At 36.0% G+C, this 16,959-nt stretch carries 8 protein-coding genes; all 8 read right to left on the minus strand.

Annotated elements, in window-relative coordinates:
* Positions 1–166: 166 nt before the first annotated feature.
* Positions 167–1,570: a M20/M25/M40 family metallo-hydrolase gene (locus tag LD028_RS02645; RefSeq protein ID WP_237810841.1), complete on the minus strand. Its 1,404-nt coding sequence runs from the start codon at positions 1,568–1,570 to the stop codon at positions 167–169.
* A gap of 66 nt (positions 1,571–1,636) precedes the next feature.
* Entirely contained in the window at positions 1,637–2,695 is a 1,059-nt protein-coding gene (locus LD028_RS02650) for a tetratricopeptide repeat protein (RefSeq protein WP_237810843.1), read from the minus strand.
* A gap of 13 nt (positions 2,696–2,708) precedes the next feature.
* Positions 2,709–4,628 (minus strand): 3'-5' exonuclease, encoded by a 1,920-nt coding sequence (locus tag LD028_RS02655; RefSeq protein ID WP_237810845.1) that lies wholly within the window; start codon positions 4,626–4,628, stop codon positions 2,709–2,711.
* Positions 4,629–5,209: 581 nt separating this feature from the next.
* Positions 5,210–6,013 (minus strand): adenine nucleotide alpha hydrolase family protein, encoded by an 804-nt coding sequence (locus LD028_RS02660; protein WP_035018603.1) that lies wholly within the window; start codon positions 6,011–6,013, stop codon positions 5,210–5,212.
* A 12-nt stretch (positions 6,014–6,025) separates the two neighbouring features.
* Positions 6,026–9,436, minus strand: a complete 3,411-nt coding sequence (locus LD028_RS02665) for a hypothetical protein (protein ID WP_237810846.1) — start codon at positions 9,434–9,436, stop codon at positions 6,026–6,028.
* Entirely contained in the window at positions 9,433–10,311 is an 879-nt protein-coding gene (locus LD028_RS02670) for a DUF4007 family protein (RefSeq protein WP_004890009.1), read from the minus strand. The genes LD028_RS02665 and LD028_RS02670 overlap by 4 nt, the downstream gene beginning before the upstream one ends.
* Before the next feature lie 79 nt (positions 10,312–10,390).
* Positions 10,391–15,394, minus strand: coding sequence for an FtsK/SpoIIIE domain-containing protein (locus LD028_RS02675; RefSeq protein ID WP_237810847.1), 5,004 nt, complete (start codon positions 15,392–15,394; stop codon positions 10,391–10,393).
* Complete coding sequence (locus LD028_RS02680; protein ID WP_237810848.1) at positions 15,391–16,959, minus strand: hypothetical protein; 1,569 nt, start codon at positions 16,957–16,959, stop codon at positions 15,391–15,393. Before LD028_RS02680 ends, LD028_RS02675 begins: the two co-directional genes overlap by 4 nt.

The raw sequence follows: 16,959 nt of genomic DNA on the forward strand, positions 1-16,959 counted from the left end.
CATCGGATCACTTAGTCTAAAAATACCGCTAATCCCAAGCAAGAAAGATAAAAGGCTAAATATAATTAGTGCAAATGCGTTGTTTATGTACATGTATCTCACCTTCCTTTTTTTTCATTATACAACATCCTCTCCTCATTTTCGTATGAAATCACAAAAAGGACGCCTAAATGACGTCCCTTTTTCCACCTTGCATCCGCATCACTGTTACACCTTCTCGATTAGCCATACGCACATCTCGCAACATTCTTGAAAAGTCTCGCCATTGATTAAGCACCGCTTGAATGAGTTGCACCGTTCCGTAACAAGCATCCGTATCTAATGTTTCGTCGTCTGTATGTTCCCACTCGTATCCTGCAGATAAGTTTACACTTTGAATGCCCTGTTCTGCCCAAATTCTCGTATCGCTGCTTCCACCAGCAGTACATTTCCAACCAGTTAATCCCGCATCGTAAGCTACTTGTTCAAAAAACTGTCCATAGCGAATATCGCAAAATGGCTGAGTGGTACCACATGATGTGACGATATCCCCTGTTCCCCGCCGATCAACGACAATCGCCGCATCTACATCCCATAGAAAATATTTCTCTAGCTTCCGCGCTCCAACAAGCCCGCACTCTTCTTCTACGGTAAAAACAAATTTTATCGTTCCGTTAAATGAAGATGTGTCAAGCCATTTCGCCATTTCAAGCAACACCGCCACCCCAGCGCGATCATCCGCTCCTAAAATCCCTTCGCTGCTCGACCAAATCTCTCCTTGTTTCACAATCGTTCTTCCTGGTACGAAGGATTCTACCGTATCTAAATGCGCATTCAGCAAAATCGTTGGTCCATTCCCTGTTCCTGTTTTGCATGTCTTTTGCGCCAGCAAATTTCCGTAGCGATCGATTGTGATGCGATCGACATATGGCGCAAGTTTTTCATATACAACTGCACGAATAGCATCTTCGTTCCCACTCTCCCCTGAAACGCTAAGCAATTCTTCAAGCTCATGAAGAAATAGCATTTTGCGGATATAGGCTTCCCCTTGTTCTAACCAATCGATTCGTACTTTCCGCATTTGTTCAGCAAGATCAAGGAGTCGTTCTCTTTTTACGGAAAACACGACCCTAGGAAAACGAGATGGCCGCAAACTCACATCAACTTGCAATGCATGGAACAACTGCATCACTTTTTCCATATTCGTCTGCTCATCGAAAGATACATAAGGACGATGTTGACCATGACCATCACAACAACACACTGTCCGCAATCCAAGACGATTCAACTCACGAATGACACCGCTCATATACGTATCTAACTCAAATACTTTTGGTTCTTCTACCCCGATTGCTTCCCAAACTCCACGCTTTGGAAAATCGACTACTTGTAGCCATTGTTTTTCGCTAATCGGCGGGCTATCAATCGTTAATACATCAGCAAAAAACAAATACTTCACATTCGCTTTATCCAAGCTTTCTAATAAAAACTCAACGTTTTCTTTTCTCTCATTCGTGCAAATAAACTCATTTGGACTTTTTTCCTCTACCACAAACCCTTGGCGAGTAAATAATTGATTCCATGTTTTCATCTCATCATCGCTCCTTTTCATTATTTACAAACTTAGTATAAAAAAAGAGCGATGACACACATGTCATCACAATTCGTCACGAAACAAAAACGTATAGTCACTGCGATACATGACGATATAATCGACAGAGCCGTTATAATAGTAGGCGGTTTCCCCTCGAAACTGACATGAGTCGATCAGAGCAGGCACTTGAACATATCGCAGCCTTTCCCGAAGACGCCTTATTTTTTGAACGAACGTATTTGTAGGAATGTCCCCAACCCGTCTCAATTGAAAAAATGCCTCCATATCATATTTCGTTGCCGGACGCGCTTCATTTGTCTTCACTAAAAAATAACAAAGCATCTCCGCAGGATCGCGTGGCAAACATACTTTCCTATCGTGATAAGATACAACGTTTTCATGATCGGAAAAATAAAGAACGACTGTATTTTTAGGAGGATCCATCATCACTTGTTCACATTGTTCTTTTGAACAATACTCTTTTCCGCTCGACGTCCGTTTCGTAAATGCTTGCATCGTTAAAATAGCTTCATTGCGCTGCAACCATTCATGCAAAAATGAAAGTTCCGCAGGTTTCTCTTGATCGCTTATGTAATCAGGAAATTTCTCAAGCGATTGATACGTTTTTTCTGCCACAAACAAAGCGCTATTCGCCAAATACAGATGAGCATAATATAGCTGTCGTTCATTTAAGCAAAACTCCGGATTCGAATATCCCTTTTGATATCCAAGCGCTTTTTCAAAGTAACGCTGCGCCGTTGCGTACTCTTTCTCCTTATACGCTAAAAATCCGAGACGATAATGGGCAATCGGATTTTCCGAATCATATCTCAACGCTTTTTGAAACGCTGTTTTCGCCATACGCTCATCTTTTTTCAGCTGCGTTTTCAAATACGTCCCGTAACGAATCAAATATTTGACTAGCTGTTTTTTCACATATTCAAACCCGTGTTCTTTTCTCTCTTCTATCGAACATCTCGATAAGCGACGGCATATTTCTTCATACACACCTACAATTTCATGATAAATCCAATCTTTTGCCTCACCGCTATTTAGCTCTTCAAGAAGTTGTTCCTCACGATCATATAATTCATCTATGGTCATTTGTGATAATCTTCTCATAAAAAATGCCCCTTTAGTGTCTGGCACGGTTCTTCTTTTCCTTCTGCAATCTGCTCAGTCGCACTTGTTCAAAATAACGCGTGAACTCTGACTCTCCTGAATAAGACAGACATAAGTATTCTTTCGCCCTTGTCATGCCGATATATAGTAACGAAACTTCTCGCTCACGGTCTTTTTCAAGCGCAAACGGCATATTGTCGACATTGACGATAAAAACAGCTTGGAAATCGAGTCCCTTACTGCTTTCAATCGTACTAATTTTAACGGTTTCTTCATCACGGGAAAATTCCCTCTTTGCTGTTTCATCTTCCGCTAGCCAATAATAAGGCACTTGCTCTTTTTTCAACGCCCGCTGAATAACCCCAATAATATTTTGTTTATACGTTCGTTTCACCCGATACAAAATAAGCATTTCCGAGTACGGTACGTTCTTCTCGTCATGCAATCGTTTTATTTGCCTTGCAACAAGTTGCATCTCTTGTCCAAAGCTTGCTGCTTTCACAATAGCCGGCTCCGGTCCTTTCCGCCGCGTGCTTTGCGGGGCAATAATTTCTCCTTCAAACTCGCGTTGGGCAACTTTATCACTTAATACCGAATGTTCACGATAAAAATCCCACGCAAATTTCACAATTTGTGCCGTATTGCGATAATTAATCGTCAATACTTTTGAACGGCCTTGAAAACTTAATCCCGTATCTTGCACATATGAGCGTTTTCGTCTATAAATCGTCTGTGCACGATCTTCCACAAGAAGAAGCGATTGTGTTTCTGGGTTTAGTAGCTTACTAACGAGCGCAAGCCATTCGGAAGAAAAGTCTTGCCCTTCGTCAATCAAAATTGCGTCGTACATCGGCAAAATCGCTTCTTTTTTATCAATCTTTTCTAATATGTGCGAAATTTTTTGTTCTGATATTTTTAAATCATGTTTCAACCATTCGTGAAAGTTGCGCACGATAATTTGCTCACTCGCTGTGTTTGCCATCGCATTTTCTTTTGTAAAATCAAAATCGAATAGCGAATCAGGTTCACTTAACATGTGCGCAAGCATTTGTCGAATCCCCTGCGCTAGCGAAATGTTATAACACAAAATTAAAATTTTCCAATCGGGATGTTGTTTCGCCAACAGTTTTGCGCGACTAGCTAAAATAAGCGTCTTTCCGCTTCCTGCTACTCCGCGAATCAGACGGTTTTTATCTCCAAGCTGTTTTGCTAAGTTTTCTTGATGTAAATCCATCGCTTTAATGTCGTGAAGCGATAAAAGCACTTGATCTTGATACGGGGTTGGTGGACGAAACTCCGCGCTGATGCGCACCTCTGGAAAAAGATGATAACGGATCGCATCAATTTCCTCTTTCGTTAACGGCGTGCGCAATCGATACGGAACGACAAACATATTCCATATTTTTTCAAACAACACTTCTTCGCTAAATGTTTCTTTGTCTGGATCAATTTCATCCCGCAACAGACAAAAATTCGGATCAATAACTGGATACAATTGCTTTTTCACTAAATCTTTTTGCGAGATTCTTGTAAACACAACCCCATAACCGTAAGGAAACTTTAACTGAAACTGATACTTTCCTTCTAAGTGGACTAAATTTTTGTCTTTTTTTAACACATCAACAATGTGAAATGCGTTATCTCTCGCTTGCTTAAACGGGCTTTTTACTGTCGCCTGCTCGCCAGCGCTATTTACAATCGTCCATTCATCATTATTCAAATGAAACAACGTCGACAATGTGTAGTCTTTCACTTCAAGCACAACAAGCCCTAAATCAGGTCCGATAATGACAAAATCCGGACGTCTTCCCCGAATCTCCGGTTCATAATAGACAATATAGTCATCTGGTAAATACGTTTTTAGCGTTCGAAACAACAGCCGCTCCCCTGCTGTTGCACTCGAACGAATCGTTTCCGGAATCGTGTACGCCATCTCAACCAGCTCCAGTGGAAAATAGGATTTTTATACCATTATAATATAAAATAGGTGGGTTGTGGCTAGAAGAATGAAAGTTTCTTTAATGGTCAATAAAATCGCTCACTCGAAAGTGGAGTGAGCGATTAATTTTCCGACAGTCGAAAAAAATGGCGAACAGTGCCAGGCACTGTTCGCCAATCTTATCTCTCTTACATTTCTCAATCTTCCCATGCTCGATACTGGGCGGGGCGGTATGCAGTTGTTAGGGAACAGTTCCCGACACCACTGCCATCATTCGTTCACTCCGTGTTCACGAATGATGAAATATTGCACGTGTACTTTGGCAACCATCATGTCGTCAAAGTCTAAAAACGGAGATTCGGTCGAAATAAATTCATCCGTTAACCATTTTTTTCAGCTCTGCCAAAGAACGTCCTTTCACAAGGTTCCCAATTTCCTGACCATTTGATAAGAAGAAATCCACTGCACACTCTTTCAAGATTGCTTCTCCTTCCTACTCACTACGACTCAATCATTATTTTTCAGCGGTGTTAGCTGAGTATTAGCACTCAACTAACACCACAGGTAACAGGTATTTATGAATAAGAACATACACAAGGAACAGTGTCGTCCGGCTTCTTCAAAAATCTCTCTACACCTTCTCGCTCCATCTGTTCACGATATTCTTTTAAGGTAAACGGTTTTCCATCTTTTTTTAAGATAGAGACATTTTTTTGAAAATAACTACGAAATCTCTCTTCCATCTCTTCCTGTTCTTTATAACGTTCCGGCCAAATTTTGTAAAGTTGCGCATAGTGTTGAAATCCTCCTCGTACACAACGTCCACCGCAATTTGCATGAGCAAATCCTAATTCATACATGCGTGGTAGCCTAATTCCCCATTCATTCTGAATAATTGTCTTTACATCGATATCAGCCATAAACGTTTCAATCATCGGAAATCTAGTCTCCACAGGCTCAAGTGGCACATGCTGATAAAACTCTCTTAAATTATCAGCTCGATGCTTTTCGTGTGGACCAATTCCAAAATATAAAATTGGTTCTAAGTTATGTTCATCTCGCAGCTCTTCGATGAACATAACAGTCTGTCTAACCTTTAGTTCTTCTGAGCATTTAGCTAATCTAGAGTTACCTAAAAAACGGTAATCATAAAAAACTTCTTCTGGCGTACGTCCATCTATTCTTTCAGTAATCTCAATTCCTATATACTCCGCAACCTCTTCCATAAAACGATAGTTATCTTCATCTTCCCAAAGTGTATTGGTAAAAAAGAGGATACAATTTTCTTTTCCATATGTCTGAACCATTTGGTACGCGACATAGGCGCTAGCTGCTCCTCCACTAAACATAGCTACGTGTACTTTTTTTCTCTCAGCCACGGTAACACTCCTTTATTTAACAAATTCTTTTACCAGTTCATAAATCAAATATTCAATCTCTTCTTGCGGGACAGTTCTTCCACCATTTTTAATAATTCGATAAACATTTTGATAAAGTGTTTGTGATTTAGGAGAAAGATTTACCCGAGAAATAACCTTTGTGTCCCCATCAACAACTAAACGAATATTTTCCTCCTTGTTAGCATTTCCGTTTGCCAACTGACTACATTCATTACTTATCTGATTAAAAAACATTTGCACAGTATTATCAGACCACGCATCAAAACTTACTCCTACCATATGATCAATTAACAAGTCAAGCCAATTTTCAGAATTCGACTCTAAAATAGTTGATACAAGAGGATTTTGTTTTTTAAAAACCGGATCCTGCTTATGAGCCCAGCAAACCAACTCATCGTAAGAGGAAACTTCTACAATCTCATATACGTTTCTCTTGATTTCTTCTTTCATGCTGGTATAAAAATTTTCTATAATCTCTATATGATCTTTTAGAACATTTAATTTGTCCTGATATTTTTTAACTAACTTCTCAAGTGCATGATTAGGATTTACCTCCATCTGACGGATTTTCTCTTTAAGGTAAATTAAATCCTCTTCCATCTTAGAAGTTACCTGTGTGAATCTCGGTAACGATCTCATCCACCTTAATGTGGCTTTTACCACTCTGATGTGCTTAGGAGCGCCTTTCAATTCTTCATCTATATATCTTTCAAAAATCTCCTCGAGCAAATTAAACAAGTCTTCATATTCACGACCAAATTCGTAATAAAAATAGATGTAATTCTCGGCTTCAGCGACCATTTTAAACAAGTTTTCCCCGTTAATTTCTGAAACATACATATCATTTCTATAAAAAGAAATGTTATCCCACTTATCACGTAAAAGACTAACAATGTAAATAGGGATTAGCGGCTCTCGAATCCCAAATGGTGAATTTCGAAGTATATCCACTAAATCTCTTAAACACCCTGATGGGTTTTTTTCTAATTTTTCTACTAATGCTTGACGTAACAATCGAAAGTTTTCATTTTTTATATCATTTAAATCCCCAATATTTAACTTGTTATTCTTGAATATCGTAGCATAAATTAAGTAATCGGGTCCATTCCCAGTGATATTGAGATGAGGTTTATCGTAATATTTGATGACATGATCTACAACATTGTATGCAGCCTTCAACTGAACACGATTAACAAACTTCCTATTAAATGAGTCATTTCTCACTTCAGGGGTATAAGGATAAATACTAAACATAATTTTGGATAAAACTGATTCTAAGATATACTCATTTTTAATTTCTCCCCTTTCACCACATACAATCCACTCTACATTCCTTTTAAAGTTAATATATTGATCCAAAAATTTCTTAATATTAAAAGACACTTCTTCCTTTTTCAAGATCAACTCCTGTTTTAAATATGGATCATTTTTTAATAGCTCACCATCTCTTAGAAGTGCACTAACTACCTCATACTGTTGAACGTACTTATCTACTGATACACATTCGAAATTAGGAATGCAATAAATATCGTATACATCTTTTTGAGTCTCCAATATTGCAATTACTTTTTCTCGATCTTTAATAGAATCTAATAATACGAAATAAATCAATAAATCAGATTGTTTTTTATAGCTCGGAATTGATAAATCTCCGTTTAAAATATCAGAACTAAAAACTAAATGAACAGATGCGAAGCGAGTCATACTTTTTACATCATTATATTCATTAGCTAAATAAAACTTCTTAGTCAGGTGCTCTTCAAGAATTTGTACCTTTTTGTCCTTCGATAAATTCAGTAGCGAGATCCTGCTCCCTATTAACTCATCAATATTGAATGAACTACCGTCAAACAATTCCCAATAACCGCGGATAGAATTAAATCGGACAGCTTTCACTTCTGAAAGTTCATTTAAAAAAACTCTTACTTCGTTAGTGTTCATATCCATAGCAAAAGCGATAAATTCTAAGGTCAAAGGACACTTTGACTGCATACCCGACAAATTCCACAATGTAATAAACTTTAGAATATTCCAATGATCTTTTGATAAATTAGGAATTTTTTTTATTAATTTTTGATATATATTTAAATCATCAAACTCTTCGTATACTTCCATTTCCTCTGTACTTGGAAAGAAATAATCAAACAAATTAGAAGCTGTATATACACCGTTATGACTAGATATAAAATTAAGAAACCCTCCTACTTGAAAGCTTTCTAAAAACGTAAATAAGGTTCTCTCGTTTTGCCCAAAAAGACCAGAAAGTGCAGGCAATAAAACCAAAGATACCGGATGAAGCGGATACGCTCCTTCAATCACTAATTCTTCGATTTCTACTTGGTTCAACTCAGGAAAAATAGGGAATTTGCGCAAAAAACGCACGTACTCTTCTTTCTTGACTTTTGTAATCTTTTGTTCCTTATTTAACTCACCGATAACATTTTGTATTAATCTTATATAGGTTGCTCGATCATTTTCAATGTGATAAAGAGCGTACCTTTTTTCAATTCTCTGAAACTCACTTTTATACTCGTCACTATACTTTAAAAAATAGTGCCGCAAATTCTTATGAGTAATAAACATTAAATGTAAATTATCAACATTATGATCAGCGAGCTCAGCCAAATCTTGAATATCCTGCATTGTTTGATGAACTTGTCCAATATGCATATTTTGAAGAAAGCGTCCAAATTCATCATACACCATGAAAATCCCCATATTTTTTTTATCGAGCTCTCCTAACACATAACGTATTTGAGATATAAAATCTTCTTCATATTCTATTATAAATTCAGCTCCCGACGTAAGAGAAGGGTAGATACTTTTAAACCATTCAACTTCTTTTTCGTTAAAACTAAGTAACTCTAACCTCCAAAGCTCTAAATCTTTCTTATATTCATGTAGCAGTTTTAGAAAATTCTCGTATGTTTTAGGATAATCATTCTGCCAAATATCTATAACAGATAGGATTCTTGACACAACTCCTGGAACGGTAATCGAAAGTCTATTTTCTCTAAGCGTTCTTATTATTGCTGACAATACAGATTGACGGAAAGCACCTTCGTATCCATTTAAAATTACTGGTAAGTATACTCTTTCATGGTTACGTACTCTCTCTAATTCTCGATAAACATCATCATCGACTCGATTAAATTTTTCTACAAGTGAATCGAATACTTCTCTCTCAACTACTTTTGAAACAATGCCACTCACTAAAGTACCAAGAAGAGATTTTCCAGTTCCATAAGGACCAACAACAATATGCGCTTTTGTACCAACACCATTAAATCCTCTTAGCAATCCTCTGAGTACTTGTGCATGTGAAGGAGTAGGGATATATCTTTCGAAAAATTCTTTTTTTCCAAAATCAAACTTGATGTTAACACTAGCCTTAAAGCTCATACTAAAACCTCAACCTTTCTTTCATACTCATATTTGATATAGTCAATTGCAGAAATGGATGGGAGTTTTACAGTATCAAGATTGTTAGTACGTATAAAAGAAATCTTATATATTGGATGATTACTCAAAATTTCTAATGCCCCCACAATAGTAGCTCGATTCATATTGAACACTCTGCCCCACAATCCTTCTTCTGTTACAATTTCATCAACCGCTACCACTTCTACCCCTTTTCTTTCTCCGTAATCCAACAGCGAATACATTAAAGCTGTTAAACCTATATTCTCTAAGTCTCCTTCCTTCTTTCTTATGACACCACCCATATCTTCTATCAATCCTATCTTGTGAAGTGGACTTTGAATAATCTCTTCTGGATCAAAGGTGGTTTGTCCAGCAGTATACAATTTAATTAAACACTCGATGTCACGTTTTAACGATTTTACTGATATTTCTCTTTTTTCTTCTCTACTAACCCATTCAACAAATAATTGCAATAGCTCTTCTTTAGAAAACATTGGTTGACGCAAAATATTGAAAAACCAATACCAAACAGTAGCAGGCTCCCTTTCTTTAGTTAGTTCATAGTGCAAAATAGATGCTGTGTCACAAAATCTAACAAATTTGTCAAATTCATATATCGTGTAACCTAATGGAGTTATATGATGTATTTTCTTTTGTTCACTATTAAACTTTTCTTCCACCATACGAGTAGCAACAAGCCAAAAGCGTAGTGATTGTAGCATGTTTTTTCCAAGACCAATTATTTCGAATGAATCTTTATTATAAAAAAATCTTTCATCGTTCATTAAATGTTTTATACCTTTACTCAGCCAGCGATCTCGTAAGTAAAAGCTTTGATGTTGACCGTAAGCCATTCTTTGTCTCCTCCTACTATTGTTGGAACATTTCATCCAATACAGTAATGTAGCGAAAAGAAGGCATCTAGATAAGTCATTATCTAGATGCTTCATTTTTCTCAAAATACTTTAGTAAGGCTCTCTTTACCTCAGGTGTTAAATACGGACTCTTTCCGCGAATTGGATTTCCATCTGTTCTAGCTAGAAAATCACCCTTTCCAGCCAGCTTTTCTGCTCCTTCTTGGTCTAGAATAACGTGCGAGGCAACAGCATCCGCCGCCTTCAAAGCCAATCTTCCTGGCAAATTAGAGCGTATTTTTGTGTTGATAATCTCAGCTTTCGGATATTGAGTACAAATAATCAAGTGAATTCCTGCAGCACGTGCTTTCTGCCCTAATCGCTGTATAGATGTTTCTACCCTTTTTGCAACTTCCTTATCTTGAATCATAAAATCTGCAAATTCATCAAAAACAACAACAATTCTCGGTAACTTTTGACCAGTAATACTTATAAATTCTTCTAAATTACTTACATATTCTTTATTCATCATTGAATAACGCATATCCATTTCATCAACCAATGATTCTAAAGCCTTAACAGCCTCATGGATATCCGTAATTACTCTCATCGTATGTTTCTTATTCTCGTAAAAATTGAATTCAACTTGTTTAGGATCAATAAATAGAAACTGGACATCTTCAGGGTTATATAAACACATGATACTTAGAATTATCGAGTTTAATGTAACGCTTTTTCCGCTCCCTGTTGTACCTCCAACAAGTAAATGAGGGGTAGTAGAGTCAGATAAATCAACACTTACTACATTGTTTAAGGGATCTAGACCTAAAGGAGCAATCAGATTTGTGTTATTAATCTTGGTGCCTAACTGTTCTCTCACGAGTTTCATAAACTCTTCAAAATAGATAGTATCAGGTTTTTCACGAACAATATCCATATATATTCCTCGATTATCAATTGCAAAGTTCGGTTCATTGTTTAGCTTAAGCCAAACTTGAATATCTTGAGATCGTGAAGTAATTTTCTTTGTTGTTATTTCACTTGGTACATCTAAATAAAATCTTATTACACTCGATCCCACTATACTCTCCTTAATCTTAATGTTTAACCCATTTCTCAAAAAATTTCGCACTAAAATTTGTTCTAAATCTTTTGTTATACCTTGGTAATTCTCTGTGTTTTGTTGATGTATTATACTTACCCCTTGAAGCGCCAACTCTTCTGGATAGCCATGCTGAGAAGAACAATTGTACTCCTCATAGTTTGAGTTTGTTTGTGATCCCTCGGCCTTTTCATCATCTATATTTTGTTCACTTTCTTTTGCATTAGTGAAATGATTTTCGGATACTTCATGACGATAAATACTATTAATTTCTTCGTCACTAATAGCATGTCCATCTTCTGTATTATGCTCTTCATATTGAGGAACAATGTCCTCATCCGCGCCTAAACAATGAAGAATATAGTGACGATTGTGGATAAAGTTGCTACATTGATCTATTACTTCTATATATACACCTTCTTGAACTTTTTTCCATGTTCTATCAGTAAGATTAGATGTATAACAGTAGACATCAATCGATCCGGCTAAATTCACTTCTATATCATTAGGCGACACTCGTTGGAGCTGTTTTAGGATCTCTACTTGTTCAGGAGAATAGGCTCTTTTTTCAATTAAGTAGTGCACTAACTCATCTCTCCAATAAGCAGCATCAAAATGACCCTCTGAGAACAAGAATCTGCCCTTGTACTCATTCAAACCTACCTCTACTTGCTTAAACGCATCTAATCTTTCACGTTCTAAAGTGAGATGACTTACAAATTTTAATTCAATTACTTCAAAGTCTATAACAATTTTTCCATTACGCATATAAATAATGGTAGAAATTAGATCTGGGCGTCTTTTGTTAGAAGAAAACCATGGTAGTTCATCACATAAAGACCATACATGTAGAATGGCATCTTCTTTTTTTCTCTTCTCTATTGATAAATAGGTTGCCAGCATTTCATGTGCATACTTACCTGGACCAATGACTTTTAAAACTAATGCACCTGAAATATCTTTTACTTTGTTTACTGCATCAATTATAACATCCCGATGAATATTATTATTTTTTAGGATATTAGACAATTTTTTATATAATCGATCGTAATACGCGTGATCCTTAGAGTCATTACTAAGTTTTCTTATATACTCAGAGGAAGATAAAATGAGCCTAAAACTCTTAGTCTTACCTACTCTAGACTTATATTGAATGATTTGAGCTTTAGATGATGCTTTTTGCAACAATGACTTATCTAAGAAACGATCTATAATCATTACCCAGTTAAAGTGATCATGCATAAAATCAATTAAAAGCCCGTCACTGAAATGACTCGCTGATATTGTAACATTGAGAAGATGTATCTCGTCTTTCGATGGCATGCACTTACTATGAATAATGTATTGCATTTGATAAAAATGTTGCAAAACTTCCGGGATACGATCGCTCACATACGGGATACGTTTAATTGCTTCTTGATCAGAAAGTGGTTCTTTATAAGGAGCTATGAACCAATCATCTGTATTCTCTGGTTTTATTTTTTGAAACATGTACCTTACATGATCATTTTGTCCAAAATAATCCATAAGCACTACCATGTCTGCATCAAACATTTGTGAGTTAACCTGTGAAGATATTTCCCTTATGTTTTTACCATCCAATATATTTATTTCTAATTTAGGGAACTTTTTACTTATTTCTGACGTTCTATATTCTTCCCTTAATTCAATCCAGCTATTTAGTTCTTTGTGCAACTGAGCCGCTTGGGTACTGTGAACAGTTAATTTCAATTTGGATAGCTTAGGTATTTTTCTGAAAAGTTCATCAACTGTTTTAGTTACGACATCAGCACCTTGACAATATAAGAATAGAAGGTCTAAACCATCTTTAGCGTATGGATAAACTTCTAGGTAATTTTTAACAACATTTACAACTTCACCTGAAAGCTCTTTAGCAAGGTAGTTGCTTGAACTAGCTGATTGTGTACTAGTAACAAACAGTCCATTCCCGAACTTCCCTGTTACTTCTAACAAATATGTTTGTTCATCCTCGTTTACAAAATATCTAGGAGACAGCTTTGAGTATCTGTCTATAATGTAGTTGAGATAGTCATCTATTTTATAAATAGTGAGTTTTTCTTCTGTTGCTTTTCGCAACCATTCTTCCAACTGCTGGTTGACTGATTTCATTCGATTTCCATAACTCAACAACCGAATTGGATTAAATACACTAACAATTCTCTCACAAGGTGCACTGGCCTCTTCACTCTCTAGATTAAATATATCTATTACGCCAATGTACTGTAGCCCCTTATAAATAGAGTTAACTACATTTACAGATGAGTATATATTGGATAAAAGTTCAAGAAGTTTCTTATTCAATTCATCGTAATCAATGTTACATAATCCTTCTTTTGTAGCCCCTTTTAGGATGACTAGATATTCATCGATAAAACTACTAAAACGTTCGAAGTGTTCACCCATTCCTTCAATTTTAGCAGTCATGTAGTGCTTTACTTTATTTTCAACAAATCTCTTCACATCAAATTTTTCTACTTCCTGCTGTGAATATACTCTAACATAAGGAAGTTCGTCCTTTTGCACTTCTTCAAGTAGCTGATAAGCCTCGTTCTCTGTAAAATTGAGTACTTTAAACTTTTTCGATCCTAGAATTTGTTCATCCACAATTAGAGACAACTCAAACGTAATATCTGTTTCACTAGCCTCATTAAAATATTCTTGAGGAATGCTCCGCTCATCAAATTGAACAATAGGAATGATATTAGACAAATTACGGAAATATAAGACTAATAGTTTCTGTGCCTTTTCGCTTACTTTAGAATTATCTAGTCTTAATCGGAAGAAACCCTTATCTAAATTCTTTTTATCTATATTTTCATCAATCAAAATAAAACCTTCATATAATAAGGCAGCATGTATATCTTCATACTCGGATGGATGTTTTAACTTTTCTACTAACCTATTTATAGACTTAATAATACTTGGATAAACTGAGAGTTCCTTTCCGTACTCCTCAACAAATTCTTGAATATCTTCAGGATTCTCCTCTCGATTGATGGCTTCAAGCCCTCTCTCAATTTTCTCTTTATCCTCACGTTGTTCAGGGCTTAGAATGTCCCTAACTCGTTCAACTAATGTTCGCTTTACCTTGAAGTTAAAAATTCCTTCAATAATTTCATAATCATACTTTAATAAAGCCTTATCAGCAGATCGAATAAAAGAAATAGCTTCTTTCCGAAACTGCTCAGGAGACACCTCATCCCATAGTTCACTTATCCAATTATTACTCTCCTCATATTCCAGAAAAGCGTTTAATTTATCTAATAGGTTTTCTGTGTCTAATAGCGATGAACCTTTCTGTAAGTTAGCTAACATGTAGTTGCTTCTTAATCGTTCAACACGTTTCTTATTAATTTGCAGCTTTGAGTCCCTGAATAATCCAAAAATAGGTAAACTATGTTGTATTTTATGAATGATGGCTGGACCATTATCGTTTAAAATAGAAACTACAAATTCAACAAGATTACGAAGCTGTGGCTCAGCCACACCATTCATCATCTCTAAAAAGATTTTAAGTTCTTTAATTTCATCCGTTGCTAGCCGAAACTCGTCTGCCAATAACTCGTATAGAACATCTAATCCTTTTTGTGAGAGGAGATAAGATTCGTCTATAGCAAATAAGTTTTCTAAACTTTGTGCCTCTGGAGTCATCTTGTTAATTATTAAAACTAAAGCTTGATTAGACTGTATATTGTTTCTTAACCATGTACTCGTTTCATGCTGTTGAAATTCAAATTGATTGAATCCTGAAATAGGAGTAATAGTACGAATAACAGGATCATAATAACTCGTAAGAGAAGTCATCTTATCTACTAACTCCTCTAAAACAAAACAAATATCTCTTTCAGTAAGTCCATTAATCTTTATAAATAATTTTTCCGAACGCCCTTTCTGTTTTCTAAAGTGGTTTAGTAACACTGCTCTAACCCATTTGGCTAGAAATTGCTCACTAGTTATCATAAAATCACCTTTTCTTTTATTGATTGATAAGGATTTTTTATCATAGCAGTAGCATCAGAATATTCTATCAAAAGACCATTTTTCTTCAACTTCTCTCTTAAGGCATTCTCGTTTCTCTGAAAATAACTAATATTTAATCGAGACTGTTCATATAGACCACTAATTTTTGCTTGCTCTTCTCCTATAACAAATCCATATTTTGTATATATTAAACTTAAGAATTCGGAAAATTCCACCGAACATTGTGGTTCGACATTGGTGAGAACAAGCATTTCAACGAATTTATCAGTCATGAAGTAGCGATAATTCGTACCAACACGAAATCCCCCCATTCCACCATCTCTGATTACTCCTCTGACAACAGCAAGCTGGTGCTTTTTCAACTGAGAGGAAACTATTTCTTGTACAACATCTGCAGCTTGATCAACGAAATCATCCACAGATTTACACATATTTAATAGCTTTTCTATGCGCTGTTTTCCGTTTTTAGTTTTACCAAATCCTACATATTCGAAAAATTGTTTAGGATTTTGACGCCATTGTTCCAAACCACCAATTTGCTCTTCTATCTCCTTTATCTTCATAATAAATTGCTCTTTTATCATTCGATTAAACATTTGTTGGATCATAATTTCGTTTTGTTGAAAGGATTGAGCAGAAAGCTTCAATATCTGACTGACTTGCCCATCCATGCAATCTACAAACATCAGTACTCTATCGTCTATACATTGCTTTGTCCGATCATACATATAACGTGCTAACTGAAAACACACCAAACTCACTAGCAAATGAAACATTTCATTAATTTCTAACTTCAAATGAATAAGTTGATGAAATTCCTTTGCAAACTCAGGAAACAGTGGGTGATCTGTTACCGGTAGTTCTGGATATTCTCGTTTAGTATTAGGGTCTTTTTTTAACAATCCATAATCTGAATCTTTCGTCTCCACGTCACCATCTAATATCTCTTTCATTTTTTTAACTATATTGCTAATAGGTTTATTTTTTTGAAGCAATTCTCTCATTCTATTTTGGATTTCTCCCCTAATATCTCTTGCATGTTCGGTTCCGTAGGATAACATTAAATAATAAAGTTCTCCTCCGCGTGCGAAAAAGTTTCTCTCATAACTCACATTTTCACCCTTTTTTCGTAATTCAAAAAAAAGTAATGATTCGTGCAATGGATATAGACTCTTTGCATACCATGAACGATTTGCTAGATTTCCCTTTCCATCGTAAAGAGGAACCTCGAGATTCCTAAAAAATTCTCGAACGACCGCTACTCTATCTTTATCTCCAATTATTTCGTACAGTTTCTCTTTTTTGTTTTCCTCTAACTTAACAATTCCATTTTTACTTCCTTCTTTATCTCCCTCGAAAATAAATTTTCTGAACCCCTCGGCCTTTTCCCTTTTATACTTGTCAGAATTTAATCGATAATCAGCACCAACTAATACATTTAAAAACTCTAAGACGTATTCAGGTCCTCTTTGCCCATCCATAAAACGATGCCCCCATACTTGGGCAGCTACTTGTGCTGCAAAACCTTCTGTACCTGTTGCCAT

This window comes from Anoxybacillus sp. LAT27 (genome assembly GCF_022030075.1).
GTDB lineage: Bacteria > Bacillota > Bacilli > Bacillales > Anoxybacillaceae > Anoxybacillus > Anoxybacillus kestanbolensis.